Origin of the sequence: Streptomyces vulcanius (assembly GCF_042653945.1) — a bacterium.
Taxonomy (GTDB): domain Bacteria; phylum Actinomycetota; class Actinomycetes; order Streptomycetales; family Streptomycetaceae; genus Streptomyces; species Streptomyces mangrovi.
Genome location: NZ_JBHSFK010000028.1, coordinates 66,118 through 91,830 on the forward strand (window position 1 = coordinate 66,118; position 25,713 = coordinate 91,830).

Here is a 25,713-nt window from a genome sequence, read left to right on the forward strand (position 1 = left end):
GAGGAGTGTGCGCGTGTTCAACCGGAACCGATCCTTGCATCACATCGCGGCGATCGTGTCCATATCCCTGGTGAGCGGATGCGGTCTCCTGGGAGACGAGGGCTCCGACGAGTCCGGGCCCATCACCGTGGGGACGACCAGCGCGCCCAGCACACTCGATCCCGCCGCGGCCTGGGACGGCTCCTGGGAACTGTTCCGCAACATCTACCAGACGCTGCTGTCCTACCCCACGGGCGCGACCGAGCCGCAGCCGGACGCCGCCAAGAGCTGCGAGTTCACCGACAACTCCAGCCGCGTCTACCACTGCGAGCTGCGCGAGGGTCTGAAGTTCTCCAACGGCGACAAGCTCGACGCCAAGGCCGTGAAGCACTCCATCGACCGGGTCCTGGCGATCAACGCGGACACCGGCCCCGCCGGACTGCTGGGCAGCCTGGACAGCGTCCAGACCAGCGGCGACCGTGACGTAACGTTCAACCTGAACAAGGCGGACGCCACCTTCCCCTTCGTGCTCGCCACCCCCGGCATGTCCCTCGTCGACCCCGACGACTACCCCGCGAAGAGCCTCCGCAAGGCGTCCGGCATCGTCGGCTCCGGGCCCTACCGGCTGCAGTCCTACGGGTCGGGCAAGCAGGCCGTACTCGTCCGCAACGACAGCTACGAGGGCACCGCCGACCGCAAGAACGACGCGGTGACCATCCGCTACTTCCAGGACTCCGGCGCGATGGTCAAGGCGCTGCGCGGCGGGGAGATCGACGCCACCTACCAGGGGCTCGCCGCCGACGACATCGTCGCCCTGGAGGCCGACGGCGGCGAAAACGAGGGCCTGCAGCTCGTCGAGGGCGCCGGCAGCAACATCAACTACCTGGTGTTCAACCCGAAGGACCCCTGGTCGAACAAGCTCGCCGTGCGCCGGGCCGTCGCCCAGGTGGTCGACCGGGACGCCATCGCCCACAACATCTACCAGGACACCGTCGACCCCCTGTACTCCATGGTCCCGACCGGTCTGACGGGCCACACCTCCGGCTTCTTCGACAACTTCGGCGAACCCGACGCGGACAAGGCCCGCCAGATCCTCACCCAGGCCGGCATCACGGAGACCGTCCCGCTCACCCTCTGGTACACCACCGACCGCTACGGCTCCGACACCGCTCTGGAGTTCAAGGAGCTCAAGCGCCAGCTGGAAGCCTCCGGACTGTTCAAGGTCACCCTCAAGAGCCGCCCGTGGAACACCTACGTGCTCGGCTACCAGAAGGGCGAGTACCCGGTGTTCGGCCGCGGCTGGGCCCCCGACTTCCCGGACGCCGACAACTTCATCGCCCCCTTCGTCGGCGACCAGAACGCGCTCGGCACGCCCTACCCGGCGAAGGAGATCACCCAGGTGCTGCTGCCGCGCTCCCGTGAGGAGAGCGACCGCGCGAGCGTGGCGAAGGAGTTCGAGGAGGCCCAGCAGATCCTCGTCGACGACGCCCGGCTGCTGCCGCTGTGGCAGGGCAAGCAGTACCTCGCCACCAACGAGGACATCTCCGGCGCGGAGCGCTCCCTGGACCCGTCGACGATCATGATGATGTGGGAACTGTCCCGCAAGACCAGCTGGTAAACGCTCGAAGCCTCCGTTGTCAGTGGCCGCCTGTAGGTTCTGGGGTGAGCAAGTGACCGCACGACGGAGGACGTTGACGTGACCGACATCGCGATGCTGCCCGAGACCTGGCGCGGGGTCCTGGGCGACGAACTGCAGCAGCCCTACTTCAAGGAGCTGACCGAGTTCGTCGAGGAGGAGCGGGCGAAGGGGCCCGTCTACCCCCCGCGCGAAGAGGTGTTCGCCGCGCTGGACGCGACGCCGTACGACCGGGTCAAGGTCCTCGTCCTGGGCCAGGACCCGTACCACGGCGAGGGGCAGGGGCACGGCCTGTGCTTCTCGGTGCGGCCGGGGGTCAAGATCCCGCCGTCCCTGCGCAACATCTACAAGGAGATGCACCAGGAGCTGGGCACCCCGATCCCCGACAACGGCTACCTCATGCCGTGGGCGCAGCAGGGCGTCCTGCTGCTCAACGCGGTCCTGACGGTCCGCTCCGGCGAGGCGAACTCGCACAAGGGCAGGGGCTGGGAGAGGTTCACCGACGCGGTGATCCGCGCCGTGGCCGACCGGCCCGACCCGGCGGTCTTCGTCCTGTGGGGCAACTACGCGCAGAAGAAGCTCCCGCTGATCGACGAGAGCCGCCACATCGTCGTCAAGGGCGCGCACCCCTCCCCGCTCTCGGCGAAGAAGTTCTTCGGCTCCCGCCCGTTCACCCAGATCAACGAGGCGGTGTCCCAGCAGGGCCACGACCCGATCGACTGGACGATCCCGAACCTGGCGTGAATCCGGTGCCGCCTGAGCGGGATTGCCGCCGGGGGCGGTTAGCGTCGTCGCAGGAACGCTAGGAGGACACGGTGGCGGAGCGAGCGGGGCGGGCGGCGCCGGAGGACGGCGTGCTGACGCGGATCGGGCAGGTCGTGATGCTGCACCACGGCGGGGACCGCGAGGAAGCCCGCCGCAGACTCCTCGACCTGTGGACGGAGCTCGGTGAGGACGGCGACCCGCTGCACCGCTGCACGCTGGCCCACTACCTGGCGGACACCCAGGACGACCCCTTCGACGAACTGGCCTGGGACCTGCGGGCGCTGACCGCGGCCGAGGAGCACGAGGGATCACCCGAGGTACGCGCCCTGTACCCCTCGCTGCACCTCAACCTCGCCGCCGACTACGTCCGGCTCGGCCGCTCCGAGGCCGCCCGCACCCATATCCGCAGGGCACGCGGAGCGGCCGGCGCGCTCGGGGACGACAGTTACGGCGACGGGGTGCGGGCGGCGATCAGCAGGATGGAGCTGCGGCTGGGCGAAGGGGAGCGCTGAGTTCTCCCCCCGGAGTCACCTCAGAGCCACTCGGCGTCACCGCCCGTAGGTCTGCTCGCAGATCACCGACTCCGGGCTGTCGCCCCGCCAGGCGCCGTACTGTCGGCCGAGCGCGCACACATCGGTGTTCCGGCGGATCTCCGCCTCCACGTCCGGGACCTCGACGCGCGGCGCCGGCGTGTGCCGCCGTGGCTCCGGGCGGTCCGGCCGGGGGTGGTGCGGGTGCGGACGCGTGGGGTGGTGCTGCTGCGGGTGTGAGCGTGCCGTCCGCTGCGGCTCGGCGGGTGCCGCCGCCACAGTCGGCCGCTGCCGCCGCTCCCTGAGCGTCGTGGCCTCCGGTTTCCGGGACGGCTCGACCATCTCCAGCGCCTCACGGGCCGGCGCCTGCACCACCTGCGTCTCGGCCCGGCCCTCCGGCCTGGGCACGGACGGCTGGGACGGTACGGCCGGGGCGGGGCCGGGCGCGGGCGGGCGCTGGACGGTCACACATCCGGAGAGGGCCGAGAGGGCCACGGTGACCAGAAGCGTCGCGGTAGTCGTCGTCGATCGATGCACGCGCGCAACTCTGGTGGTTCCGGCCGTGCGCGAGGTAGCGGACAAGCGGAGGTTGGCCCGCACGGGTGATCCCGTGCCCCTTACGGAGGGAGCCGGCCGGGCGGGGCTGACGTCACTCGCCGGTCGCGCCGTCGATGCGCTCGCGCAGCAGGTCGGCGTGGCCGTTGTGACGGGCGTACTCCTCGATCATGTGCGTGTAGATCCACCGCAGGTTGAAGGGCTCCTCGGTGAACCGGCTCTTCCTCCTCGAGAAGTCGTCCAGGGCGAAGCCGGCCGCGTTGCGCCGGGCGATCTCGATCTCGGCCTGCCAGGTGGCGTACGCCTCCTGCCAGGTGTCCTCCTCGGTGAGGTGGAACTCGCCGTCGGGGTCGGCCTCGCTGTAGTAGATAGGGCCGGGTTCGTCGCCCACCAGCGTCTTGCGGAACCAGCCGCGCTCGACGTCCGCCATGTGCCGCACGAGCCCCAGCAGGGACATCTCCGACGGCGGCACCGAGGCGGTGCGCAGCTGGGCGTCGGTGAGGCCCTCGCACTTCCACTCCAGGGTCTTGCGGTGGTAGTCCAGCCAGCCCTCCAGCATGGTGCGTTCGTCGGCGTTCAGGGCGGGCTCGGTGCGCTGTGTCGTCATCCCGGCATGATCGCCCATCGGCCCTGTCGTGAGCACGTGGTTTTAGCCGCCGTATGCTGCGGAGGAGGCACGTGGTACCAGGTGAGGGAGCGCCCGTGAAGGTCGGCTGCATCGGACTCGGTGACATCGCACAGAAGGCGTATCTGCCGGTGCTGGGCGCGCTGCCCGGGATCGAACTCCACCTGCAGACCCGCACGCCGGCCACGCTGGACCGGGTCGCCGACGGACTGCGGTTGCCCGCCGGGCAGCGGCACCGCGATCTCGACGCGCTGCTCGCCACCGGCCTCGACGCGGCCTTCGTGCACGCGCCGACCGGCGCCCACCCCGAGATCGTCGCGCGGCTGCTGGCGGCGGGTGTCCCGACGTACGTCGACAAGCCGCTGGCGTACCGGCTCGCCGACTCCGAGCGGCTGGTGGCGCTCGCGGAGGACGGGGGCGTGTCCCTCGCCGTCGGCTTCAACCGGCGCTTCGCGCCCGGCTACGCGCAGTGCGCGGACCATCCGCGCGAGCTGATCCTCATGCAGAAGAACCGGGTCGGGCTGCCCGAGGAGCCGCGCGCGATGATCCTCGACGACTTCATCCACGTCGTCGACACCCTGCGCTTCCTGACCCCCGCACCGGTCGACGACGTGACCGTGCGCGCCCGTGTCGAGGACGGGCTGCTGCACCATGTCGTGCTCCAGCTGTCCGGGCACGGCTTCACCGCGCTCGGCGTGATGAACCGGCTCAGCGGTTCCAACGAGGAGATCCTGGAGGTCTCCGGGCAGGACACCAAGCGTCAGGTCGTCAACCTCGCCGAGGTGATCGACCACAAGGGCCAGCCGACCGTGCGGCGGCGCGGCGACTGGGTACCGGTGGCCCGGCAGCGCGGCATAGAGCAGGCGGCGACGGCCTTCCTGGACGCGGTCCGCGCGGGAAAGGTGCTCAGCGCCCGGGACGCGCTGGCGACCCATGAACTGTGCGAGCGGGTGGTCCGAGCGGTGCGGGAGCGTTCCGGCGCAGCCTGACCGTCCGCGCGCCCTCCGTGAGGCCCAGGGCCACCAGCACCAGCAGGGCCAGATGGACCGGCCAGTCGCCGTAGCGGACGTACGGGGTGACGCCGTCGGCGAGCGGGACGTCGTAGACCGCCGTGGTGCTCGCGTCCGTGCCGAGCCAGGGGCCGACGCGCCGGCCGCTCGCGTCGTAGACGGCCGAGACGCCGGTGAGGGTCGCGTGGACGAACGGCCGCCCGGTCTCGGCGGCGCGCAGCGCGGCCAGCGAGGCGTGCTGCTCGGGCGCCCAGCTCCACTGGAAGGTGGAGGTCGAGGACTGGGCGACGACGACGTCCGCGCCGTCCTCGGCCAGATGCCGGCTCATGTCGGGGAAGGCTGTCTCGAAACAGACCAACGGCCCGATCCGCAGCCCCGGCCCGGCGTCCATGACCACCTGCTCGGTCCCGCGCCGCCGGTCCTCACCTGCGGCCTTCCCGACGGAGGTCGCCCAGCCGAGCAGCGAACGGGCCGGTATGTACTCCCCGAACGGCACCAGCCGCATCTTGTCGTACCGGTCGCCGGTCGGGCCGTCCGGTCCGACAAGGATCGAACTCTTGTATATGCCGGGCCGGTCGGAGCGGCGGGCGTCGACATTGACGAGGATGTCGGCTCCGGTGGCCCGCGAGAGCGCGGCGATCCGCTCGGCCAGTTCGGGCCGGTCCCCGAGGTCGTACCCGACGCTGCTCTCGCCCCAGACGATCAGGTCGACGTCCTGCCCGATGAGCCGCCGGGTCAGCTGTTCCTCGCGGTCGAAGCGGGCGTCGGGCCCGTCGATCACCCCCGCCTGTACGACGGCGATCCGGGTCCGTCCGTCGGCGTCCGGCCGGGGCGCCCAGGCCCAGGCGGCGGACGCGGTGGCGGCGGTGGCGACCAGACCGGCGACGGCCGGCGCCCTGGACGCGGGGACCGACACGAGCACGGCGAGTGCGACGTTGAGCGCCACCACCAGGAAGCTGAGCAGCCACACCCCGCCGACGGAGGCCAGCCGCAGGGCCGGCTCGACCTGCCACTGACTGGCTCCGAGCATGCCCCACGGGCCGCCCAACCCCTGCCAGGAACGCACGAGTTCGGCGCCCAGCCAGGCGGAGGGCAGGACGAGCAGTCCGGCGAGGAGCCGGCCCCGGGTCGGCACGTCGGTCCCGTCCCCGGCGAGGAACCGGCGGACCAGCCACCCCCAGGGCGCCCACAACGCCCCGAGCAGCGCGGCTATCACGAAGGTGAACACAGTCAGGCTCGGCAGCAGCCAGTGGTGCATGGCCAGCATGAACCCGAACCCGCCGCTCCAGCCGTCGTACGCCGCCCGCCGTGCCGTCGGCGCGGAGCGGGCCAGCAGCAGCCAGGGGACGAGCGCGCCGTACGCCCACCACCACAACGCCGGTGCGGGAAAGGCGAGTACGGGCAGCGCGCCGGCGAGCGCGGCGACGGCCGAGCGCCGCCAGGGGGAGGTGAGCCAGTGGCCGAACTTCCTCACGCAGCACCTCCCTGCCCGGTGGGTGCTTCCAGTGTGCGCGCCGCGGACGATCTCCAACAGGTGTCTTTCGGCTCACCCCGGCAGCCGCCGCCACTTCTCCTGTACGACCACCTCGCGCAGCCGCCACCCGTCGTGCGTCCGCACCAACGCGAACGCGTACCGCCCGCCGCAGACGAAGTCGGGCGCGGCGGCGGGGGAGCCCTCGGTGCCCGCGCCCAGCCGCATCGGATTGACGTAGTCGGCCTGCACCCGCGCGGTGTCGCCGGTGTCCTGCTCCAGGGTCCCGAACCGCACCCGGCGGTTGACGATGAGATGCTGCCGCATCGAGAACATCCCCAGGCTCTCCGTGAGCCAGGTGGCGACCGTCCCGACGTTCCCCTCGATCCCCCCGGCCGACCGGTAGTCGGCCCGCCCGTCCGCCGTGAACAGTTCCCGGTACGCCGTCCAGTCACCGTCGTCCACGGCCACCGCGTACTCCGTGACCACTCCGTCGACGGCCAGCCGGTCCATCACGGTGGCGAGCTCCACACGCTGCGTCATGAGGCCGAGTGTTGGGGATGAGGGCCGCGGAACCAAGGGGTCGGGCCGGGGCATTCGCGGCGCTGTCCGGGTCACCCGCCGGCAACTCCCGTCGCCGCGTCGGCCGTTCGAGGGGGCTGTGCCGCCTCCGCGTTCTGCCGGCGTACGAGGGCGATGGTGAAGGCGATCATCAGGGCCGCGGGGAAGAGCCAGATCAGGGGCATGGCCCAGAGCGGCAGGCCGGGCCCGATGGAGAGGAAGGCCGCGAGCACTCCGGCGCCGGTCAGACCGGCCGCCAGACGCCTCAGGTACTTCATTCCCCGGCTCCACTCGGGCTGCCTGATACGGCGGACACGCCAGCCGCAGGCCGCGACCAGCAGAAGGCTGGAGGGGCCGCAGGCGACCAGGACGGCCAGCTGGGACTCGGGGAGGGTGTCCGGGTTGTCCGTGGTGGGCTGGTCGGCGCCGTGCGCGGAGATCCGTACGAGCAGGCCGCGCCAGATCGTGCCGGTCACCGTGTCGCCGTCGCGGAGTTCGTCGAGCACCGGGCCGTTGTCGCGGAATCCCGTCCGCCACTCGTCGCCGTTCGCGGTGGTGAGGGTGGCGCGGATGTTCTCGCTCCTCTTGCCCGACCACAGGTGGATCTCCGAGACCGTGAACGTCTGCCTCCACAGGCAGTCGGACGGGTCCAGCGGCACGGACGGACAGTCCACCGCCGATTTCAGGCCATGGTCGCGCTCCACGGTGTCCCCCAGACCCAGGGCGACGAGCACGGAGATGGCCACCACGGCGAGGCCGAACACGAGCCCGATGAACGCAGATGTCACATTCTGTGCCTTACTCCGCGAAGTCATGGTCGAATTCTGCCAGTTGGAGGCGGGGTACGACCTTGACCGGTCTTGGAGCGGTGTCAAGATCCCATCAGCGGCATACCCTCGGGATGTTGATCAAGCCGAGGTCCGGAGGTTCGTATGGCACGGCCCGTGACGGTCGTCACCGGTGGCAGTCGTGGGATCGGGGCCGCCGTGTGCGGGCGGCTCGCGGTGGACGGGCATGACCTGGTGGTGGGGTACGTCCGGGACGCCGAGGCCGCGGAACGGGTGGCCGGCGGGGTGCGGGAGGCCGGCGGGCGGGCGGTCGTGGTGCGGGTGGACACGTCCGACGAGGCGGCCGTGGAGCGGCTGTTCGAGGTGGCCGAGACCCGGCTCGGGGCGGTGACGGGGCTGGTGAACAACGCCGCTGTCACCGGGCCCCTGGGACGGCTGGCCGATGCCGACACCGCCGATCTGCGCCGGGTCGTGGACGTCAACCTGGTGGGCGCGCTGCTGTGCGCGCGACGGGCCGCGCAGTTGATGTCGGCGCGGGGGAGCGGGGTGATCGTGAACGTGTCGTCCGCGGCGGCCACGCTCGGCAGCCCCGGCGAGTACGTCCACTACGCGGCGACCAAGGCCGCCCTCGACGCCCTCACGGTCGGGCTGTCCAAGGAGCTCGGCCCGGACGGTATCCGGGTCAACGGGGTCGCGCCCGGCCTGGTCGACACCGAGATGCACGCGGCGATGGGCGATCCCGGACGTCCGGATCGGATCGCGCCGTCGATCCCGCTGCGCCGGCCGGGGCGGGCCGAGGAGATCGCGGCGGCCGTGGCCTGGCTGATGTCGGCCGAGGCGTCCTACACGACGGGGGCGGTGCTGCGGGTCGCGGGTGGGCGCTGACCGGCGCCGTGGGCGTCAGGCCGCGGTGACGACGCCGGCCCGTATCGCCGCGGCCCACTCCACCACCAGCAGCTCGTACTCCGCCCGCTCCTGGGTCGACAGCGAACCGCCGGCGCGCAGCCAGAGGGAACGAATCCGCTCGTTCAACTCGGCGGCGGAGCGCACGGAACCAGAGATCTCGGGGTTGGGGGACATGGCCCAAGCCTAGGCGCACGAACTGACACTGCGCTACCGGACCGCTACCCGTTCGGTTATGGGGTTGGTCACGGCTGATCGATCAACCGGGCGGGCGGGACGAGGGCGTGGTGAAGCGGACGTCAGCCCGCCGACTCGGCCGCGTGCGGGCTGAGGGCGCCCGTCGAGACGAGGGCGATGATCACGATGCCGAGGGCCACGCGGTAGTAGACGAACGGCATGAAGGACTTGGTGCTGATGAACTTCATGAACCACGCAATTACTGCATAACCGGACACGAACGCGATCACCGTCGCGAAGATCGTCGGAGGCCACTCCACATGGCCGCCCTCCAGCGCGTCCTTCGTCTCGAAGATCCCGGACGCGAGGACCGCCGGGATGGCGAGGAGGAACGAGTAGCGGGCCGCCGCCTCGCGCTTGTAGCCCATGAACAGGCCGCCGCTGATCGTGGCGCCGGAGCGGGAGACGCCCGGGACGAGCGCACAGGCCTGGCAGAGGCCGAAGATCAGTCCGTCCTTGACGCTCAGGTTCTCCAGCGCCTTGCGCTGCTTCGGCGCGCGGTGCTTGGCGCCCGTCTCGTCCCGCGCGGCGAGCCGGTCGGCGATGCCGATGACGATGCCCACGACCACGAGCATCGTCGCGGTGACCCGCAGGTCGCGGAACGGACCCTCGATCTGGTCCTTCAGGGTCAGCCCCAGCACGCCGATCGGGATCGAGCCGACGATCACCAGCCAGCCCATCTGGGCGTCGTGGTCCTTGCGCATCTCCTTGTTGAAGAGCGACTTGGACCAGGCGGAGATGATCCGCCCGATGTCCTTGCGGAAGTAGATCAGCACCGCTGTCTCGGTGCCGATCTGGGTGATCGCCGTGAAGGCGGCCCCGGGGTCCTTCCAGCCCGAGAAGGCCGCGGTCAGCCGCAGATGCGCGCTGGAGGAGACGGGGAGGAACTCGGTCAGCCCCTGGACGAGTCCGAGGACGAGGGATTCAAACCAAGACATGAAGTTACGGAGTCCAAGCGCCGGTTCGGAGAGGAGCGACGGTGCCGACGGGCCACCGCGCGGTGATCAAGAGTGTGTGGAGGAAGCGTAGCGGGCCACGCTGACAGGTTCGCCACAGGGGCTCCGCAGAGGGCCGGGGAGCGGGCGGCGGAGCGGGTCGGGCGGACCTCCCGCACCGGCCGGGTGGGCCCTTCACCTCGTATGTCCTGTCCCGGATGGTTGACCGCCGCGTTCCGGCCGCATACGTTGCTGCCGGTGCGGGAAAGCGCTTGCTGTCTGGTGGGGCCGGCGCATGCCGCTCCGTAGGTCGCCCGCCCGGTTTCCGGGCCGTACGTCTCAGGAGTGCTGATCACGTCCATGTCCCCCTCCACTCCGCCCTCCGCCGCGGCCTTGGCCCCGCTCGCCGGGCGCCGGATCCGGGCCGCCGTCATCGGTACCGGCGCCATCGGGCGCGGCTCCCATCTGCCCGCCCTCCAGCAGCTCGCCGCCGAGGGGGAGACCGAGGTCGTCGCGGCGGTCGACATCGATGCCGGTTCGGTCGAGGCGTTCTGCGCGGAGGGCGGGGTTCCGCACGCCTACACCGACCTGGCGCGGATGCTGGCCGAGCAGCGCCCGGACCTGGTGACCATCGGCACCCCGCCGACCCTGCACCGCGAGCAGAGCGTGGCCGCGCTGCGGGCCGGGGCGTGGGTGTGGTGCGAGAAGCCGCCGGTGCCGACGCTCGCCGACTACGACGCGGTGACGGCGGAGGAGGGCGCGGAGGGCGGGCCGTACGCCTCGATCGTCTTCCAGCACCGGTTCGGCTCCGGCACCCGCCATGTGAAGCGGCTGCTCGCGGACGGCGCCCTCGGCCGGCCGCTCGTCGCGCACTGCCAGACCACCTGGTACCGCGACACCGCCTACTACGCGGTGCCCTGGCGGGGCCGCTGGCGGACCGAGGGCGGCGGCCCGGCGATGGGTCACGGCATTCACCAGATGGATCTCCTCCTCGACCTGCTCGGACCGTGGAGCGAGGTGCGGGCCATGGCCGGCCGGCTCGTCCACGACGTCGAGACCGAGGACGTCTCCACCGCCCTGCTCCGTTTCGAGGGCGGGGCCATGGCGACGGTCGTCAACAGCGTGCTCAGCCCCGACGAGGTCAGCCGCATCCGCATCGACTGCGAGCGCGCCACCGTCGAGCTCACCCACCTCTACGGTCACTCCAACGCCGACTGGCGCATCACCCCGGCCCCGGACGTCACCGGCGACGAGGTGGCCGCCTGGCAGGACTTCGGCACCGACGTCCCCAGCTCGCACCTGGCCCAGCTGCGTGAGCTGGTCGCCAGCATGCGCGCGGGGGAGCGCCCGCGCAGCAGCGGCGAGGACGGGCGGACCAGCCTGGAGCTGATCACCTCGCTCTACAAGTCGGCGTTCACCGACACGACGGTGAAGCGCGGTGAGATCGGCCCCGGCGATCCGTACTACACCGCCCTGCACGGCGGCGCGCACGGCTGGGCTCCCGCCACGGAGGTGTCCGCATGACCGGCGGCGGCCTGCGCCTCGTGCACGCCCACGGCGACCGGATCACCGTGACCGACGAGGCGTCCGGCGTCGAACTGCTCGCCTACGTCTACCGGCCGGAGGCGGCCTGGGAGGCTCCGAAGCCGTACATCCACCCGCTGCGCACGCTCGCGGGCGCCGTCGTGACCGACTACCGGCCCAACGACCACCGCTGGCACAAGGGCCTGTCCATGACCGCCTCGCACCTCTCGGGCGCCAACCTCTGGGGCGGCAACTCCTACGTCCACGGCGAGGACTACCTGGCCCTGCCCGAGCGGGTCGGCTCGATGGCGCACGCCGGCTTCGACGAGGTCGCCGTCTCCGCGGGCGGGGACCGGGTCGTCCTCGCCGAGCGGCTGACCTGGCACCCGTACAGCGGCGAGCTGTGGGCCGAGGAGGCCCGCCGGATCGAGGTGCACGACATCGACCGGGCGTCCGGCTCCTACGCCCTGACCTGGACGACCGCCGTCACCAACCGTCGGGACGAGCCGCTGCTGTTCGGCAGCCCGACCACCGCCGGACGTGAACTGGCCGGTTACACGGGCCTGTTCTGGCGCGGCCCGCGCGCCTTCCGCGACGGCCGGGTCATCGGCCCCGACGGCGAGGGCCCCGACCTGATGGCCTCGCAGAGCCCCTGGCTGGCCGTCTCCGGCGAGCACGACGGCACCGACGGCCACGCCACCGTCGTCGTCGCGCACGCCCCCGAGAACGACCACCTGGGTGAGCGGGGGGCCCACCCGGCCCACTGGTTCGTCCGCAACGAGCCCTGGGCGGGCATCGCCCCCTCCTGGGCCTTCTTCGACGAACTGGAACTCGCCCCCGGCGACACCCTCACCCGGCGCTACCGCGTGGTCGTCGCCGACGGCGCCTGGGAACGGGAGGAGATCGCCGGGTACCTGGAGACGCATCCGTGGTGAGCCCGTTCCCCGGGCTGCCCGGCGGGGTCGCCGTCTCGCACCTGTGCGTGTACGACTGGCCGGCCGCCGACGGGCTGCACGGCGGAACCCCGCACATGCACCTGACGTGTGCGGAGGGGTACGTCGTCACGGGCGGCCGGGGCGCGGTGCAGACGCTGACCGGCTCCGGGTACGAGGTCACGCCCCTCGCGCCCGGCACGGTCGCCTGGTTCACGCCCGGCACCATCCACCGGCTGGTCAACGAGGACGATCTGCGCATCACCGTCCTGATGCAGAACAGCGGACTGCCGGAGGCGGGCGACGCCGTCCTCACGCTGCCTCCGGAGTACCTCGCCGACCCCGGGGCCTACGCCGCCGCGACCACGATCCCGGCCGACGCCCCGGAGGCCGAACAGGCACGCGTCGCCCGCGCCCGCCGCGATCTCGCCCTGGAGGGCTACGCCGCCCTGCGCGCCGCCCCCGACACCCTCCCCGCCTTCCACCGGGCCGCCGCGGCCCTCGTGCGCCCCCGCCTCACGGAGTGGCGCGAGCGCTGGCGGCGCGGCGCCCTCGCGGCGGCCGAGGCCACCGGCGACCAACTCGACCGGCTGGCGGACGGCGACGCCTCCCACCTCGCCGATGCCGTCGTACGCTCCGAACAGCCCTCGGCGTACGGCAAGTTCGGGATGTGCGGACGCCTGGACGTGTACCGGCAGCCCGAGTGACGCGGTACGGGCGTGGGGTAGCCGTTACGCCGCCGTAGGACCCTTTACCGTCCAGCCCGGGGCCTCGGGGCGGGGGGTGAGGTCCTCGTGGTGGATCTGGGTGCCGCAGGCCGAGCAGGTGACGAGCGGGAGGAGTTCGTTGCCGCAGATGTGCTCGATCACCATGGGGCGGTCGTCGTCCTCGCGGAGGTGGCGGTCTCCCCACGCCATGAGGGCCAGCAGGACCGGCTCCAGTTCGAGGCCCGCCTGGGTGGGCCGGTACTCGAAGCGCTGCGGGCGCTCGCTGTAGGCGCGCTTGGTGAGGATCCCCGCGTCGACCAGGCGCCGCAGCCGGGTGGCCAGGATGTCGCGCGGGGCGCCGATGTTGCGCACCAGCTGGTCGAAGCGGCCGTTGCCGAGGCACACCTCCCGCACGACCAGCAGGGAGTACTTCTCGCCGACGAGAGCGAGGGCGTCGGCGATGGAACAGGGTCGCGGGTCTTTGGAGACGTTGGAGTTTTTCGGGGCGGCCATGGTGCTCATTCTAGGGTGCTCATTCTAATGGAGGGTTTGATTTTCCAACTCGCAGAGCTATGGTGAGTTTGGATTTCCTACTGACCGGTAGCACCGTCGAAACTGTGGAGGCCGCACCCATGCGTGACGCAGTCATCGTCGAAGCCGTACGCACCCCCATCGGCAAGGGCAAGCCGAACGGCTCCCTCGCGCACGTCCACCCCGTAGAACTCCTCGCCCACACCCTGCGCGCCCTCGTCGAGCGCTCCGGTGTCGACCCCGCGCTGATCGACGACGTCATCGGCGGCACCGTCGACCAGGTCGGCGAGCAGGCCATGAACACCACCCGCTACGCCGTCCTGTCGGCGGGCTTCCCGGAGACGGTCCCCGCGACCACCGTCGACCGCCAGTGCGGCTCCTCCCAGCAGTCCGTGCACTTCGCCGCCCAGGGAGTGATGTCCGGCGCCTACGACATCGTCATCGCCTGCGGGGTCGAGTCGATGAGCCGGGTGCCCATGTGGTCCAACGTCCCGCCCGGAAAGGACCCCTTCGGCCCCGGTGTCGCCGAGCGCTACCCGGAGGGGCTCGTGCCGCAGGGCATCAGCGCCGAGCTGATCTCCGCCAAGTGGTCCCTCACCCGGGAGGAGTTGGACGCCTTCGCCGTCTCCTCGCACCAGCGGGCCGCCCGCGCCTGGGAGCAGGGACTCTTCGACGCCGAGGTCGCGCCCCTGGACGGCGTCTCGCGCGACGAGTGCGTACGGCCCGGCAGCACCCCCGAGATCCTCGCCGGGCTCAGGCCGGCCTACTACGACCCCGCGTTCGCAGAGCGCTTCCCGCAGATCGAGTGGAACGTGACCGCAGGCAACGCGAGCCCGGTCAACGACGGCGCCTCCGCCGTACTGATCACCTCGAGCGAGACCGCCGCCCGTCTCGGCCTGCGCCCGCTCGCCCGGCTGCACAGCTTCGCCGTCACCGGCTCCGATCCGCTGCTGATGCTCACCGGTGTGATCCCGGCGACCGAGAAGGTGCTGGGCCGGGCCGGGCTGCGCCTCGACGACATCGACCTGTTCGAGGTCAACGAGGCGTTCGCCAGTGTCGTCCTCGCCTGGCGGCAGGAGACCGGCGCCGACCTCTCCAAGGTCAACCCGCACGGCGGTGCGATCGCGCTCGGCCACCCGCTCGGCGCCAGCGGCACCCGGCTGACCACGACCCTCGTCCACGCGATGCGCGAACGCGGCGCCCGTTACGCCCTGCAGACGATGTGTGAGGCGGGCGGACTGGCCAACGCGATGATCCTGGAAGGGATCTAGAAGGCAGCCGGGGTCAGGGCTTGCGCAGGTGGTGGCGCTTGCGCCAGGCCACCACCGCGCCCGCCACCGTCGGCAGGGCGATGGAGGCCAGCGCGATCAGGAAGACCGGCGAGGTCGGGGCCGAGGCACGGGCCCCGGCGACGACGTAGGCGGCCGTGTTGGGGATCGAGCCCAGCGCGGTCGCCACCAGGAAGGACGTCCAGCCCATCCGGGAGACGGCCGCACAGTAGTTCACGCCCCAGAACGGCAGCCCGGGGAACAGCCGTGCCGCCAGCATCGAGCGCATGCCGTGCCGGCTCAGCTGGCCGTCCGCCGCCTTCAGCAGCCGCCCGCGCAGCAGGGGCCGCAGGGCGTCCTGCCCCAGCACGCGGCCGAGGCCGAAGGCGAGCCCGGCGCCCAGCACGGTGCCCGCCAGCGACGTGGCCAGACCCACCGCCGAGCCGAACAGCGCGCCCGCGGCCAGGTTCAGCAGCGGGCGCGGCACGAACGCCACGGTGCACAGCCCGTACGCCACCGCGAACACCATGGCCGCCGTGGTGCCGCCCACCTGTGGTGGCCAGCCGTCCGCGAGCAGCTTCTGCGGCTTGAACAGCAGCACGCCCGCACCGGCCGCCGCGAGCAGCGCGACCAGGAGCGAGAAACGGGACCAGGGCGACAACAGCACTCTGCCGCAGCGCGCGAGCGGACCCGTCGGCGCGGCGGCGGTGACCACGCGCACGGGAACGACGAGCTCCGTGGCGGCGGCCCGGGGCGAGGCCGTGGCGGTGTCACCAGAGCGGGTGGTGGCATCGAGCATGCCCGCGACAGTAACGGACGCGCATGTGTGATCGCCGTATGGTTCGTCCTATGACCGTCACAGGCGCGGGCGCCGTCTGGGTGCCGCACAGCGCGCTCGCGGACGCCGTCATGGAGCGGCTGACCGCCTCGTACGCCGCCGCGGCCGATTCCTCCCGGGCGGCGGCCATGCGCGCGTACATGAAGGACGTGGCCCCCTTCCTGGGCGTGCCCACCCCCGAGCGCCGCGTCCTGTCCCGCGCCGTCCTCGCGGGCACCCCGCGCCCCGACGAGGCCGACTGCACGGCCGTCGCCCTGCGCTGCTGGGCGCTGCCGCAGCGCGAGTACCACTACTTCGCCGTCGACTACCTGCGCCGGAACGCCGGACGTTGCTCCTCCGGTTTCCTGCCGGTGGCCCGCCGATTGGTCACCACGGCCTCCTGGTGGGACACGGTCGACCCGCTCGCGGCGCATGTCGTCGGCGCCCTCGTCGCGGCCGACCCGGGCCTCGCCGCCGCCATGGACGACTGGATCGCCGACGACGACCTGTGGGTGGCCCGCACCGCTCTGCTCCACCAGCTGAGCTACAAGGGCCGCACCGACAGCGACCGCCTCTTCGCCTACTGCCTGCGCCAGTCCGGGCACCCGGACTTCTTCGTCCGCAAGGCCGTCGGCTGGTGCCTGCGCGAGTACGCCAGGACCGACCCGGAGGCCGTCCGCGCCTTCCTCGCCCGTGAGCGGGGGAGGTTCGCGCCGCTGTCGGTGCGCGAGGCGCTGAAGAACATCGGCGCCTGAAGCCCGGTCAACCGCCGTACGGCAAAAACCACTCGGTAAAAAACCATTCGACGCCGGGCAAAGCGTCGGCGATGATCGGGACCATGTTCCGGTTCGCCTTCCCCGTCGCGACATCTGCTCTCGCAGATGCGCCGAAGGCTGCCGTCCCGCCCTTCCCTGTCGCTCTCGACGGCGCCCGAAGCTGACCCTCCCCGGATCGTCCGGCGGACCCCGTAGGGGGAGGGTCGGGCAGTACCGCGGGGTTCCCTCTCCCATCGGAGATCTTCCAAGAACACGGACACGCTTCGAGGTACAGCCATGCCCAAGACCGCGTACGTGCGCACCAAGCCGCATCTGAACATCGGCACCATGGGGCACGTCGACCACGGCAAGACCACTCTGACCGCCGCCATCACCAAGGTCCTCGCCGACCGCGGGGCCGGCACGTTCGTGCCGTTCGACCGTATCGACCGCGCCCCGGAGGAGGCCGCGCGCGGCATCACCATCAACATCGCGCACGTCGAGTACGAGACCGACACCCGGCACTACGCGCACGTCGACATGCCGGGCCACGCCGACTACGTCAAGAACATGGTCACCGGCGCCGCGCAGCTCGACGGGGCGATCCTCGTCGTCTCCGCGCTGGACGGGATCATGCCGCAGACCGCCGAACACGTCCTGCTCGCCCGGCAGGTGGGCGTCGACCACATCGTCGTCGCGCTCAACAAGGCCGACGCCGGCGAGGAGGAGCTGACCGACCTCGTGGAACTGGAGGTCCGGGACCTGCTCACCGCGCACGGCTACGGCGGCGACGCCGCGCCCGTCGTACGGGTCTCCGGGCTGAAGGCGCTGGAGGGCGACCCGCGCTGGACGGCGTCGATCGACGCGCTGCTCGACGCGGTGGACACGTACGTGCCGATGCCCGAGCGGTATCTGGACGCGCCGTTCCTGCTGTCCGTGGAGAACGTGCTCACCATCACGGGCCGGGGGACCGTCGTCACCGGCGCCGTGGAGCGGGGCACGGTACGGGTGGGCGACCGGGTCGAAGTGCTCGGCGCCGGGCTGGAGTCCGTCGTCACCGGCCTGGAGACCTTCGGGAAGCCGATGGAGGAGGCGCAGGCCGGGGACAACGTGGCGCTCCTGCTGCGGGGCGTGCCGAGGGACGCCGTACGGCGCGGGCACGTGGTCGCGGCGCCGGGCAGCGTCGTGCCGCGACGGCGGTTCTCCGCGCAGGTGTACGTCCTCTCGGCGCGCGAGGGAGGCCGTACGACTCCGGTGGCCACCGGGTACCGGCCGCAGTTCTACATCCGTACGGCGGACGTCGTCGGGGACGTGGACCTGGGGGAGGCGGCGGTCGCGCGGCCCGGCGAGACGGTCACCATGACCGTCGAGCTGGGGCGCGAGGTCCCGCTGGAGCCCGGCCTCGGCTTCGCCATCCGGGAGGGCGGCCGGACCGTGGGCGCCGGGACGGTGACCGCCGTCGTGTGAGTCGTGTGACGGGTGTGAGGATGGGAGGGTGAACGACGAGCCCATACCCGTCACCCGCGCCGTCGACCACGGCACCGCCAAGCTCATGCCCGACGTGGACCGGGAACGGGCCTGGCTGCTGACGGTCGACGGCGCGCCGCAGTCGTACGTCGACCTGGACGCGCCGGAGCACCTGGAGTTCGAGTACACGCGGCGGCTCGGGCACGTCCTGGACACCGTCGCCGAACCGGGGCGGGCGCTGGACGTGCTGCACCTCGGGGGCGGCGCGCTCACCCTGCCCCGGTATCTGGCCGCGACCCGCCCGGGCTCCCGGCAGGACGTCGTCGAGGCCGACCGGGGCCTGCTGGAGCTGGTCGTCGAGCAGCTCCCGGTCCCGGCCGGTGCCGGCATCGCACTGCACACGGCCGACGCCCGCGCCTGGCTGGAAACCGCCCCCGACGACTCGGCCGACGTACTGGTCGCCGACGTCTTCGGGGGCTCCCGGGTGCCCGCCCATCTCACCTCCCTCACGTATGCCACGGAGGCCGCCCGAGTGCTGCGCGGCGACGGTGTGTATCTGGCGAACCTCGCCGACGCGGCCCCTTTCGCCTTCCTGCGCTCCCAACTCGCCACCTTCGCCGCCGAGTTCGAGGAGATCGCACTCATCGCCGAGCCGGCCGTGCTGCGGGGGCGCCGGTTCGGCAACGCGGTCCTCGTCGCCGCCCACCACCCGGTCGACGTCACCGCGCTGGCCCGGCTGACCGCCTCCGACGCCTTCCCCGCGCGCGTGGAGCACGGTCCTGGGCTGCGACGGCTGATCGGCGACGCCCGCCCGGTGCGCGACGAGGACGCCGTGCCGTCGCCCGAACCGCCGGAGGGGGCGTTCGGCATCGGCTGAGAGCCGACGAGCTCGGCAGCCCGCCGTCCTAGCACGGTGCCGTCGGTGTCCTGCCGTTCGGCCGGGCGGGCGGCTGCTCCCGGCCGACCGCGCCCCGCCCCGCCACCGGCTTCGTACGGCGCGTCAGCTTCCGTACGTCCGGTACGCACTGGACCGCCGCCGTCACCACGAGCACCAGCACCGCGCAGCCCCACAGGGAGGCCGTACGGCCGAACGCGGACTCGGCCGGCCCTGCCAGCGCGGTGGCGACCGGGACCATGGCGACCGAGCCGAACCAGTCGTAGGCGGCGACCCGGGAGAGCTTGTCCTCGGGGATCTCCTGGTGCAGGGCGGTCATCCAGGACACGCCGAACACCTCCAGCGTGACGCCCGTCGTGAACATCGCCGCGCTCAGCATGCCGACGGGCACCGGTACGGCGAGCGCGGCGGCCGGCAGGGCCAGCGGGAAGACGCACAGGGTGCCCGCGAGGAGCAGCCGGCGCGGTTTCCAGCGGGTCATGAGGAGCGCGCCGAACACCGTACCCGCGCCGAAGAAGCCCAGGGCGATGCCCCAGGGGCCCGCCCCGCCCAGGTGGTCCCGGGCGACGAGCGGGCCGTAGACCGCGTCGGCGGCGGCCACCACGGCGTTCGCGACGGAGAACTGGACGACGATGCTCCACAGCCAGGGGCGGCTGCTGAACTCGTGCCAGCCCTCGCGCAGGTCGGCCAGCACCCCGCCGCCGGGACCGCGCCGCGGAACACCGCCGACGTCGAGGAACGAGCGCAGCGAGCCGGCGACCGCGAACGCGACGGCGTCCGCCACGAGGACCCAGCCGGGCCCGGCGACGGCCACCATCGCACCGCCGAGAGCCGCGCCGCCCAGACCCGCGCCCTGCATCGCCATCCGGAACACCGCGAACGCCCGCCCGGCCTGTTCCCCGTGCACGGAGGAGAGCAGCATGCCCTCGGCCGCGGGGGAGAAGAACGCCTGGCCGGTGCCGCCGAGCGCGGTCAGCAGCATCATCTGCCACAGCTGCGGCTCGCCGAGCAGGACCAGGGCTCCGAAGGCGCCCTGCGAGAGGCAGTTGAGGGCGTTGGCCGCGACCATCACCCGGTGCCGGGGCAGCCGGTCCGCGACCGCGCCGCCGATCAGCAGGAACAGCACCAGCGGCACCGTCCGGGCCGCGGCCACCAGACCCACGTCACCGCCGTCGCCGCCGGACTCCAGGACGGCGAACGCGGCGGCGATCAGCGCCCCGTTGCTGCCGAGGCTCGTCACGAACGCGGCGCCGGTGAGCAGGCTGTAGTTGCGGCCCGCCCAGTCGGGCCTGTGCGGACGGCGGGCGGGCTCGGCGGAGGGGGCCATCGGCCGACTGTCCCCGCCGCCGCCCGCCGTGGCAAGACGACAACCGGCGAGAAACGAGCGGTCCGCTCAGTTGGCCGTCGGCTCGCCGTGCAGCCGTACGGTGCTCAGGATCTGCATGATCGTCGCCTTCGGGACCTCTTCCTTCACGCCCTTGGCCCCGTACAGGTTCCACGACACATAGTCGCCCTTGGAGTTCTTGAAGCCGAAGGTGATCGCCTTGCCGTCGCTGTCGCACTTGCCCTTCTGGGGAGTGTTCGTCGACTGGGCCCAGGCGTAGCTGCCCTTGATCCCCGAGGCGGTCGTGAAGGCGGTGGCCTTCTCGTCGAAGGTGAGGCTCTTCTTGTCCGGCTCGGTGTAGCCGCCGAACACCCACCACACGGGGGTGTTGACCGCGATCTCGTCGGTGTTCTTGGCCCCTTCGGCGCCCTTGCTGCCGACCATGGCCAGCGGGGTGTAGTCGGTCTTGCCGTCCTTGTCGCTGTCCGTGCCGCACCACTCGGACTGGTACGCGGCCGTGCCCCCCATCAGGATCGAGCCGTACCCGCTGGGCTCCTTCTTGTCCTCCCACTCGAAGCCCTTGGAGACGCCCGGCTTCTCGACCTCCCAGTTCCCGGGGACGTCGAAGGCGATGCCCCACTTGGGGTTCACGACGACTTTCCAGCCGGCGACGGTCGCTGCCTCCTCCTGGTCGTCGCGCGGGTTGTCGTCGGTGCCGGCCGACGAGGAGGGCGACGCCGAGGCGGAGACCGAAGGGCTCGCGCTGCCCTTGCTCACGTCGGACGGGTCGTCATCGCCGCCGCCCAGCACCAGGAACCCGGTGACACCGGCGGCCACCACGACGGCGCCGGCCGCGACGATCGCGACCACCTTCGTCCGGTTGCCCCCGCCCCCGCCGCCGCCCCCGGGCTGCGGCTGCGGCGCGCCGACGGGTCCCGGCGGCCCCCACTGCGGCTGCTGTTGCGGGTAGGGGCCGGTGGGCTGCTGATAGGGATTCGGCTGCTGGTATCCCGGCTGCTGGTACGGATTGTTCTGCGCCTGCGGGTTCTGCTCTCCCCCGGGCGGCTGCTGTCCTGGCCACATGGCCAGAAACCCTAGTGCCGTCCGGGGCACGTTTCGGTCACCGCCCCTCGCCAGGTCCGTACCGGCCCGGTCTGCGCAGCCCTGGTCAGCACAGACTACTCGTGGGTAACATCGCGGCCATGAGCGCAGACCAGATGTCCATCGGCGAGATGCTCGCCGCTACCGTCCCCATGGCCCGGACCCTGAACCTGGAGTTCCTCGAGACGGGCCGGGACCGGGCCGTGGTCGCCCTGCCCGACCAGGGCGAGTTCCACAACCACGTCGGCGGGCCGCACGCCGGCGCGATGTTCACGCTCGGCGAGTCCGCGAGCGGCGCGATCGTCCTGGCCGCGTTCGGGGACCAGCTCTCGCGCGCCGTACCGCTCGCGGTCGGTGCCGAGATCGTCTACAAGAAGCTCGCGATGGGCGCCGTCACCGCCACCGCGACCCTGGGCCGTCCGGCCGCCGAGGTCGTCGCCCAGCTCGACGCGGGGGAGCGCCCCGAGTTCCCGGTGAGCGTCGAGATCCGCCGCGCCGACGGGGCCGTCACCGGCGAGATGACCGTTGTATGGACCCTGCGCCCCAACAGCTGAGCGTCGGCGGGATGTTCAGGGGTCCGGTGTATGCCGGACCCCTCCGCCGTCAGGCGGCCACTTGCCGCTCCTCCTCGCCCGCCCCGTCCGCCAGGCCCGCCACGAACTCCTTCAGCCAGGTCACGAACTCCGGGCCCAGGTCGGGGCGGTCGCAGGCGAGGCGGACGACCGTGCGCAGGTAGTCGGCCTTGTCGCCGGTGTCGTAGCGGCGGCCCGAGAAGAGCACGCCGTGGACCGTGCCGGCGGACGCGAGGTGCTGCAGTGCGTCGGTGAGCTGGATCTCGCCGCCGCGGCCGGGGGCGGTGCGTTCCAGGACGCCGAAGACGGCCGGGTCGAGGACATAGCGGCCGATGACGGCGTACCGGCTGGGCGCGTCCTCGCGCGAGGGCTTCTCGACCAGGCCCGTGACCCGTACGACGTCGTCCTCACCGTCTGCTCCGGAGAGTTCGACGGCCGCGCAGCCGTAGAGGTGGACCTGCTCGGCGGGGACCTCCATCAGGGCGACCACGCTGCCCGCGTACCGCTCGCGGACCTCCAGCATCCGGCTCAGCAGGGTCTCGCGCGGGTCGATGAGGTCGTCGCCGAGGAGGACGGCGAACGGCTGGTCGCCCACGTGCTGGCGGGCGCAGAGCACCGCGTGGCCGAGGCCGAGCGGGTCGCCCTGCCGGATGTGGTGGATGTCGGCGAGCCGCGCCGGGTCGCGCACGGCGTCCAGGCGCACGGTGTCGCCCTTGGCCGCGAGCGCCTGCTCCAGTTCGAAGGCGTGGTCGAAGTGGTCCTCGATGGCCCGCTTGTGACGGCCGGTCACCATCAGTACGTCGTCCAGACCGGCCGCGGCGGCCTCCTCGACGACGTACTGGATGGCGGGCTTGTCGACGACCGGGAGCATCTCCTTCGGGGTCGCCTTCGTCGCGGGCAGGAAGCGGGTGCCGAGACCGGCGGCCGGGACGACCGCCTTGCGAACCGTGGGCGCTGAGTGGGGGGCGTTCATACGGATCATGGTGGCCGACGCGGATGGGAGAACCCCGGGAGCCGCATTTGAGCTTTCTGTGGAGCCCTGTCGCCGGTATCGGCGCCGGTTCCGGAAGTTGAAGGTTTCGTGTGCCAACCGGCTTTGCACGCTCACAAGTTGAGTCATGCCGTCCGGGTAATTTCGAATGCGGGTGCGGATACCGTCGGTAACTTATCTGAAGTGGTCTCATTTTGAACTTCATTCACTCGAACTCCTTGTTTCCTGTGAGACCGGTGTGCGAGGGTGAGCCTCCCCTTACGCAAGGGCTGGATCCGGCCAACGTGCCTGGTCAGCCTGAAGGTACGCACCAATCAGGCACCTGCTTTCCGGTGGGCGCGCTATTCGCATGCCTCGCCGGCTTGGAAGGAATTGGTTCCGTGCAATCCCCCAATCCCCCACGACCGCCCTACCCGCCACGCCCCGGATGGTCACCCGGAGATTCCGACCCGCATCTCGCGGCCAGGCTCGCCGAGGGCGACGCGAGCGGCCGCGCGGTCGCCCTCCTGCTCGCCCGGCACTGGCGTGCCACGCAGGACTACGCGGCCGTCTGTCTGGTCGGCACCGACGACTCGGCGCGGCTCGTGGCCGCCGCCGCGTTCCATCAGGTGCTCGGGCGGATCGCCGACGGACACACCGGCGGCGCGCTGCGCCCCCGGCTGCTCGTCGCCGTGCGGAACACGGTCCGGGAATGGGCCGGGGCCGAAGGGCTTTCCGCCATCCTGCCTGAGCTGGGCAAAACCGTCGGCGGTCGCGGACTGCGCGCGGCGCGGTCCGGCACCTCCGAAAGACGTCAACTCGCCGAGCGTGCTTTCCAGTTCCTTCCGGGCGCCTCCCAATGCCTCTTGTGGCACACCGAGGTCGAGGCGGAACACATATCCGTACCGGCCGGTCTGCTGGGCGTGGATGGCATGACCGCGACAGCCGGACTGGAACAGGCCCGGGAGCAATTCCGGGCGGGCTGTGTACGCGCCCACCGAGAACTCGCGCCGAGCCCCGAATGCCGGTTCTACAACCGCCTCCTCGACGTTCCGCTGCGCCGCGGCGGAACCCTGCTGCCCGATGTCCGGCAGCATCTCGCGCACTGCCGCTTCTGCCGTCACTCCGCCGAGCAACTCAGCTATTTCGACGGCGCATTGGACGTACTGCTCGCCGAGACCGTGCTCGGCTGGGGCGCCCGCCGCTACCTCGACTCGCGCCCCGGACGCGCCCTCGCCGGCGACCGCCAGGCGGGCCGCCCGGGCCGTTCCGGCCGCGCCGACCGGCCGGATCCGGCCCGTCCGGCGGGCCGTCACCGCACCACCGCGGCCGGTCTGCTCGACCTGCCGGGCAGACGCCCGAAGGCCGTACTCGTCGGCGTCGGCCTGACCTCTCTCGCACTGCTCGGGACCGTCCTCGTCGCCAAGGGCTGGACCGACGACAACAGCGTCCCCGCCCCCGCGGCCACCTGGGGCGCCCCCGCCGGCGGAGCCAGCACCTCCGGCGCCGACGCGGCGGGCGACCCGGGCCACACACTGGGGGAGGGCGGAGCGGGCAGGCGTGTACCGGGGGACGCCGGCTCCGCGCCCTCCGGCGTCTCCTCGGCCACCGGCCCCGCGGCCGTCGCCGAGGGCAGACTGCGCAGCACCGGGACGGGACGCTGCCTCGACGCGGCCGGCGGCAGGGCCGAGTCCGGTGCGGCGGCCGTCCTCGCGGTCTGTTCCTCGGACGCGTCGCAGCAGTGGTCGTACCAGGAGGACGGGCTGCTGCGCAGCGCCGCCGATCCCACCCTCTGCCTGACCGCCGACCCCGTCCGCAGGACGGCCCTGCTGGCCGGGTGCGTGGCGCACCCCGGCGAGGCGTTCTTCGACCTGACCGTCCGCGGCGAACTCCTGCTGCGCCGGGACGGCGGCCAGGTCGTCGCCCCCGGCACCGGCAAGGCGCGCACGAAGGCCGTCGTCGTGAAGCGGGACGGATCCGAGGAGCAGCGCTGGCTGTTCGACACGGATGACGCGAAGAACTCCCGGGATCCCGGGCGGCCCGCCCCCGTGGAGCCGCCGCCGCCGTCGCGCAGCGCCCCGCCGCCGTCCCACGGCGAGGCCCCGCCGCCCCACCGCGACTCCCTCCCGGCGCCGGACCGGCCCGCCCCCGACGCCTCCCAATCCGAGGCGCCCGGACCGGAGTTCGAGCCGCGGGTCGCCCAGGTCGGCTGCTGCGACACCCCCGAGCCGGACTCCGATCCGGCCGCGCCCGCCGCCCCGCCCCTGGCGCCGGCGGAGGTCGTCGAGGGTGTCGTAGGCGGTGTTCTGGGGAAGGTGGTGTCGACGCTCGGCGGCTGAGCGCGGCCCCGGCTACGAGGTGCAGACGTCCCTCAGATCCGCGGCCGCCTTGTCGATCTTGCTCGAGTCCGGTGTGTCGCCGTTGAGGATGTCCTGGTTGTAGTCCTCGATCGCCTGGTTGAGCTTGTTCACGGCCTTGTCGACCTTGTTCTCGTCGTCGTTGCCGTCCGACTTGTCGTGGATCTTGTCCAGGTTCTTCTCGATGGTGTCGATCGAGTCCTGCGTCCTCGTCGGGTCCTCGATCGCGTCCGCGCCGGCCTTGTGGATCGCCGTGATGCTGTCCGTGATGTCGTCGGCGTTCGACAGACAGTCGATCGAGTCGTCCCACTCGCAGCCGGTGAGCAGACCGGTGGTCAGTGCGACGGCTGCCGCGGCGGATGCGAGGACGGCGGTACGGCGTCGGCGCCGGCGGTTCACGGTCCGGTTCACGGTCATCTGGGGTCCCTCCCGGGGGCTGCTGGAACGGCGTTTTCCTCTTCCACCACGATCACGTGGCCGGGCCGCCGTCACGAGGGG

General features: G+C 72.0%; 27 protein-coding genes. 14 read left to right on the forward strand and 13 right to left on the reverse strand.

The window, feature by feature from the left end; all coding sequences use genetic code 11:
• The first annotated feature begins 7 nt into the window (after positions 1–7).
• From ACFPIH_RS35330 to ACFPIH_RS35340, 3 genes are all read left to right on the forward strand, one after another.
• Positions 8–1,597, forward strand: coding sequence for an ABC transporter substrate-binding protein (locus ACFPIH_RS35330; protein WP_381181667.1), 1,590 nt, complete (start codon positions 8–10; stop codon positions 1,595–1,597).
• A gap of 78 nt (positions 1,598–1,675) precedes the next feature.
• Complete coding sequence (gene ung / locus ACFPIH_RS35335) at positions 1,676–2,359, forward strand: uracil-DNA glycosylase (RefSeq protein ID WP_381181665.1); 684 nt, start codon at positions 1,676–1,678, stop codon at positions 2,357–2,359.
• A gap of 71 nt (positions 2,360–2,430) precedes the next feature.
• Complete coding sequence (locus ACFPIH_RS35340; protein ID WP_381181663.1) at positions 2,431–2,892, forward strand: hypothetical protein; 462 nt, start codon at positions 2,431–2,433, stop codon at positions 2,890–2,892.
• Between the two features lie 36 nt (positions 2,893–2,928).
• Here the strand turns inward: ACFPIH_RS35340 and ACFPIH_RS35345 are convergent, their stop codons facing one another.
• Together ACFPIH_RS35345 and ACFPIH_RS35350 are read right to left on the reverse strand one after the other, a co-directional pair.
• The gene (locus tag ACFPIH_RS35345) at positions 2,929–3,447 is read right to left on the reverse strand and encodes a hypothetical protein (RefSeq protein WP_381181661.1); all 519 of its coding nucleotides are present in this window, start codon (positions 3,445–3,447) and stop codon (positions 2,929–2,931) included.
• Positions 3,448–3,559: 112 nt separating this feature from the next.
• On the reverse strand, positions 3,560–4,072 hold the full coding sequence (locus ACFPIH_RS35350; RefSeq protein ID WP_381181659.1) for a DinB family protein: 513 nt from the start codon (positions 4,070–4,072) through the stop codon (positions 3,560–3,562).
• Positions 4,073–4,167: 95 nt separating this feature from the next.
• Here ACFPIH_RS35350 and ACFPIH_RS35355 point away from each other — a divergent pair, with 95 nt between their 5' ends.
• Entirely contained in the window at positions 4,168–5,079 is a 912-nt protein-coding gene (locus ACFPIH_RS35355; RefSeq protein ID WP_381181657.1) for a Gfo/Idh/MocA family protein, read from the forward strand.
• On the opposite strand, the gene lnt is transcribed toward ACFPIH_RS35355, so the two are convergent.
• The 3 genes from lnt to ACFPIH_RS35370 form a co-directional block, all read right to left on the reverse strand.
• Positions 4,997–6,574 carry an apolipoprotein N-acyltransferase gene (lnt, locus tag ACFPIH_RS35360; RefSeq protein ID WP_381181655.1) on the reverse strand — a complete coding sequence of 526 codons (1,578 nt, stop codon included), beginning with the start codon at positions 6,572–6,574 and terminating at the stop codon, positions 4,997–4,999. The two genes, ACFPIH_RS35355 and lnt, sit on opposite strands and share 83 nt — an antisense overlap.
• A 72-nt stretch (positions 6,575–6,646) precedes the next feature.
• Positions 6,647–7,114 (reverse strand): nuclear transport factor 2 family protein, encoded by a 468-nt coding sequence (locus ACFPIH_RS35365; protein ID WP_381181653.1) that lies wholly within the window; start codon positions 7,112–7,114, stop codon positions 6,647–6,649.
• Positions 7,115–7,185: 71 nt separating this feature from the next.
• Positions 7,186–7,920, reverse strand: coding sequence for a hypothetical protein (locus tag ACFPIH_RS35370; RefSeq protein WP_381181651.1), 735 nt, complete (start codon positions 7,918–7,920; stop codon positions 7,186–7,188).
• A gap of 144 nt (positions 7,921–8,064) precedes the next feature.
• On the opposite strand from ACFPIH_RS35370, the gene ACFPIH_RS35375 reads away from it, so the two are divergent.
• Positions 8,065–8,805 carry an SDR family NAD(P)-dependent oxidoreductase gene (locus ACFPIH_RS35375; RefSeq protein WP_381181649.1) on the forward strand — a complete coding sequence of 247 codons (741 nt, stop codon included), beginning with the start codon at positions 8,065–8,067 and terminating at the stop codon, positions 8,803–8,805.
• A 15-nt stretch (positions 8,806–8,820) separates the two neighbouring features.
• Here the strand turns inward: ACFPIH_RS35375 and ACFPIH_RS35380 are convergent, their stop codons facing one another.
• Together ACFPIH_RS35380 and ACFPIH_RS35385 are read right to left on the reverse strand one after the other, a co-directional pair.
• Entirely contained in the window at positions 8,821–9,000 is a 180-nt protein-coding gene (locus ACFPIH_RS35380) for a hypothetical protein (protein WP_381181647.1), read from the reverse strand.
• Positions 9,001–9,122: 122 nt separating this feature from the next.
• Positions 9,123–9,998, reverse strand: a complete 876-nt coding sequence (locus ACFPIH_RS35385) for an undecaprenyl-diphosphate phosphatase (protein ID WP_381181645.1) — start codon at positions 9,996–9,998, stop codon at positions 9,123–9,125.
• 357 nt (positions 9,999–10,355) lie between these two features.
• Here ACFPIH_RS35385 and ACFPIH_RS35390 point away from each other — a divergent pair, with 357 nt between their 5' ends.
• Genes ACFPIH_RS35390 through ACFPIH_RS35400 form a run of 3 tightly spaced genes read left to right on the forward strand, consistent with a single transcriptional unit; the run spans position 10,356 to position 13,158 of the window.
• Entirely contained in the window at positions 10,356–11,519 is a 1,164-nt protein-coding gene (locus ACFPIH_RS35390) for a Gfo/Idh/MocA family protein (protein ID WP_381181643.1), read from the forward strand.
• Positions 11,516–12,454 (forward strand): DUF6807 domain-containing protein, encoded by a 939-nt coding sequence (locus ACFPIH_RS35395; RefSeq protein WP_381181641.1) that lies wholly within the window; start codon positions 11,516–11,518, stop codon positions 12,452–12,454. Before ACFPIH_RS35390 ends, ACFPIH_RS35395 begins: the two co-directional genes overlap by 4 nt.
• Complete coding sequence (locus ACFPIH_RS35400) at positions 12,448–13,158, forward strand: cupin domain-containing protein (protein ID WP_381181639.1); 711 nt, start codon at positions 12,448–12,450, stop codon at positions 13,156–13,158. The genes ACFPIH_RS35395 and ACFPIH_RS35400 overlap by 7 nt, the downstream gene beginning before the upstream one ends.
• 24 nt (positions 13,159–13,182) lie before the next feature.
• On the opposite strand, the gene ACFPIH_RS35405 is transcribed toward ACFPIH_RS35400, so the two are convergent.
• On the reverse strand, positions 13,183–13,671 hold the full coding sequence (locus ACFPIH_RS35405; protein WP_381181638.1) for a winged helix-turn-helix transcriptional regulator: 489 nt from the start codon (positions 13,669–13,671) through the stop codon (positions 13,183–13,185).
• 119 nt (positions 13,672–13,790) lie between these two features.
• On the opposite strand from ACFPIH_RS35405, the gene ACFPIH_RS35410 reads away from it, so the two are divergent.
• A complete protein-coding gene (locus tag ACFPIH_RS35410; protein ID WP_381181636.1) occupies positions 13,791–14,960 on the forward strand; it encodes a thiolase family protein in 1,170 nt (389 codons plus the stop codon).
• Between the two features lie 13 nt (positions 14,961–14,973).
• On the opposite strand, the gene ACFPIH_RS35415 is transcribed toward ACFPIH_RS35410, so the two are convergent.
• A complete protein-coding gene (locus tag ACFPIH_RS35415; RefSeq protein WP_381181634.1) occupies positions 14,974–15,756 on the reverse strand; it encodes a TVP38/TMEM64 family protein in 783 nt (260 codons plus the stop codon).
• Positions 15,757–15,806: 50 nt separating this feature from the next.
• On the opposite strand from ACFPIH_RS35415, the gene ACFPIH_RS35420 reads away from it, so the two are divergent.
• From ACFPIH_RS35420 to ACFPIH_RS35430, 3 genes are all read left to right on the forward strand, one after another.
• A complete protein-coding gene (locus tag ACFPIH_RS35420; protein WP_381181632.1) occupies positions 15,807–16,529 on the forward strand; it encodes a DNA alkylation repair protein in 723 nt (240 codons plus the stop codon).
• Positions 16,530–16,826: 297 nt separating this feature from the next.
• Positions 16,827–17,996, forward strand: coding sequence for an elongation factor Tu (gene tuf / locus ACFPIH_RS35425; protein WP_381181630.1), 1,170 nt, complete (start codon positions 16,827–16,829; stop codon positions 17,994–17,996).
• 85 nt (positions 17,997–18,081) lie between these two features.
• The gene (locus ACFPIH_RS35430) at positions 18,082–18,873 is read left to right on the forward strand and encodes a spermidine synthase (protein WP_381181783.1); all 792 of its coding nucleotides are present in this window, start codon (positions 18,082–18,084) and stop codon (positions 18,871–18,873) included.
• Positions 18,874–18,901: 28 nt separating this feature from the next.
• Here ACFPIH_RS35430 and ACFPIH_RS35435 read toward each other — a convergent pair whose 3' ends face one another.
• Complete coding sequence (locus ACFPIH_RS35435; protein WP_381181628.1) at positions 18,902–20,218, reverse strand: MFS transporter; 1,317 nt, start codon at positions 20,216–20,218, stop codon at positions 18,902–18,904.
• Between the two features lie 66 nt (positions 20,219–20,284).
• The gene (locus ACFPIH_RS35440) at positions 20,285–21,298 is read right to left on the reverse strand and encodes a DUF8017 domain-containing protein (RefSeq protein ID WP_381181626.1); all 1,014 of its coding nucleotides are present in this window, start codon (positions 21,296–21,298) and stop codon (positions 20,285–20,287) included.
• 134 nt (positions 21,299–21,432) lie between these two features.
• Between ACFPIH_RS35440 and ACFPIH_RS35445 the strand changes: the two genes are divergently transcribed.
• On the forward strand, positions 21,433–21,870 hold the full coding sequence (locus tag ACFPIH_RS35445; protein ID WP_381181781.1) for a DUF4442 domain-containing protein: 438 nt from the start codon (positions 21,433–21,435) through the stop codon (positions 21,868–21,870).
• Between the two features lie 49 nt (positions 21,871–21,919).
• Here the strand turns inward: ACFPIH_RS35445 and galU are convergent, their stop codons facing one another.
• On the reverse strand, positions 21,920–22,870 hold the full coding sequence (gene galU, locus ACFPIH_RS35450) for a UTP--glucose-1-phosphate uridylyltransferase GalU (RefSeq protein WP_381181624.1): 951 nt from the start codon (positions 22,868–22,870) through the stop codon (positions 21,920–21,922).
• Between the two features lie 389 nt (positions 22,871–23,259).
• Here galU and ACFPIH_RS35455 point away from each other — a divergent pair, with 389 nt between their 5' ends.
• A complete protein-coding gene (locus tag ACFPIH_RS35455) occupies positions 23,260–25,197 on the forward strand; it encodes an RICIN domain-containing protein (protein ID WP_381181622.1) in 1,938 nt (645 codons plus the stop codon).
• A 12-nt stretch (positions 25,198–25,209) separates the two neighbouring features.
• On the opposite strand, the gene ACFPIH_RS35460 is transcribed toward ACFPIH_RS35455, so the two are convergent.
• Positions 25,210–25,632, reverse strand: coding sequence for a hypothetical protein (locus ACFPIH_RS35460; RefSeq protein WP_381181621.1), 423 nt, complete (start codon positions 25,630–25,632; stop codon positions 25,210–25,212).
• Positions 25,633–25,713: the final 81 nt, after the last annotated feature.

Excerpts from the sequence above, each read along its gene's own strand:
- ACFPIH_RS35350 (WP_381181659.1), bottom strand. The coding sequence starts at position 4,072 with ATGACGACACAGCGCACCGAGCCCGCCCTGAACGCCGACGAACGCACC.
- ACFPIH_RS35365 (WP_381181653.1), bottom strand. The coding sequence starts at position 7,114 with ATGACGCAGCGTGTGGAGCTCGCCACCGTGATGGACCGGCTGGCCGTC.
- ACFPIH_RS35375 (WP_381181649.1), top strand. The coding sequence starts at position 8,065 with ATGGCACGGCCCGTGACGGTCGTCACCGGTGGCAGTCGTGGGATCGGG.
- ACFPIH_RS35380 (WP_381181647.1), bottom strand. The coding sequence starts at position 9,000 with ATGTCCCCCAACCCCGAGATCTCTGGTTCCGTGCGCTCCGCCGCCGAG.
- ACFPIH_RS35385 (WP_381181645.1), bottom strand. The coding sequence starts at position 9,998 with ATGTCTTGGTTTGAATCCCTCGTCCTCGGACTCGTCCAGGGGCTGACC.
- ACFPIH_RS35390 (WP_381181643.1), top strand. The coding sequence starts at position 10,356 with ATGTCCCCCTCCACTCCGCCCTCCGCCGCGGCCTTGGCCCCGCTCGCC.
- ACFPIH_RS35395 (WP_381181641.1), top strand. The coding sequence starts at position 11,516 with ATGACCGGCGGCGGCCTGCGCCTCGTGCACGCCCACGGCGACCGGATC.
- ACFPIH_RS35405 (WP_381181638.1), bottom strand. The coding sequence starts at position 13,671 with ATGGCCGCCCCGAAAAACTCCAACGTCTCCAAAGACCCGCGACCCTGT.
- ACFPIH_RS35410 (WP_381181636.1), top strand. The coding sequence starts at position 13,791 with ATGCGTGACGCAGTCATCGTCGAAGCCGTACGCACCCCCATCGGCAAG.
- ACFPIH_RS35415 (WP_381181634.1), bottom strand. The coding sequence starts at position 15,756 with ATGCTCGATGCCACCACCCGCTCTGGTGACACCGCCACGGCCTCGCCC.
- ACFPIH_RS35420 (WP_381181632.1), top strand. The coding sequence starts at position 15,807 with ATGACCGTCACAGGCGCGGGCGCCGTCTGGGTGCCGCACAGCGCGCTC.
- tuf (WP_381181630.1), top strand. The coding sequence starts at position 16,827 with ATGCCCAAGACCGCGTACGTGCGCACCAAGCCGCATCTGAACATCGGC.
- ACFPIH_RS35430 (WP_381181783.1), top strand. The coding sequence starts at position 18,082 with ATGCCCGACGTGGACCGGGAACGGGCCTGGCTGCTGACGGTCGACGGC.
- ACFPIH_RS35435 (WP_381181628.1), bottom strand. The coding sequence starts at position 20,218 with ATGGCCCCCTCCGCCGAGCCCGCCCGCCGTCCGCACAGGCCCGACTGG.
- ACFPIH_RS35440 (WP_381181626.1), bottom strand. The coding sequence starts at position 21,298 with ATGTGGCCAGGACAGCAGCCGCCCGGGGGAGAGCAGAACCCGCAGGCG.
- ACFPIH_RS35445 (WP_381181781.1), top strand. The coding sequence starts at position 21,433 with ATGTCCATCGGCGAGATGCTCGCCGCTACCGTCCCCATGGCCCGGACC.
- galU (WP_381181624.1), bottom strand. The coding sequence starts at position 22,870 with ATGATCCGTATGAACGCCCCCCACTCAGCGCCCACGGTTCGCAAGGCG.
- ACFPIH_RS35460 (WP_381181621.1), bottom strand. The coding sequence starts at position 25,632 with ATGACCGTGAACCGGACCGTGAACCGCCGGCGCCGACGCCGTACCGCC.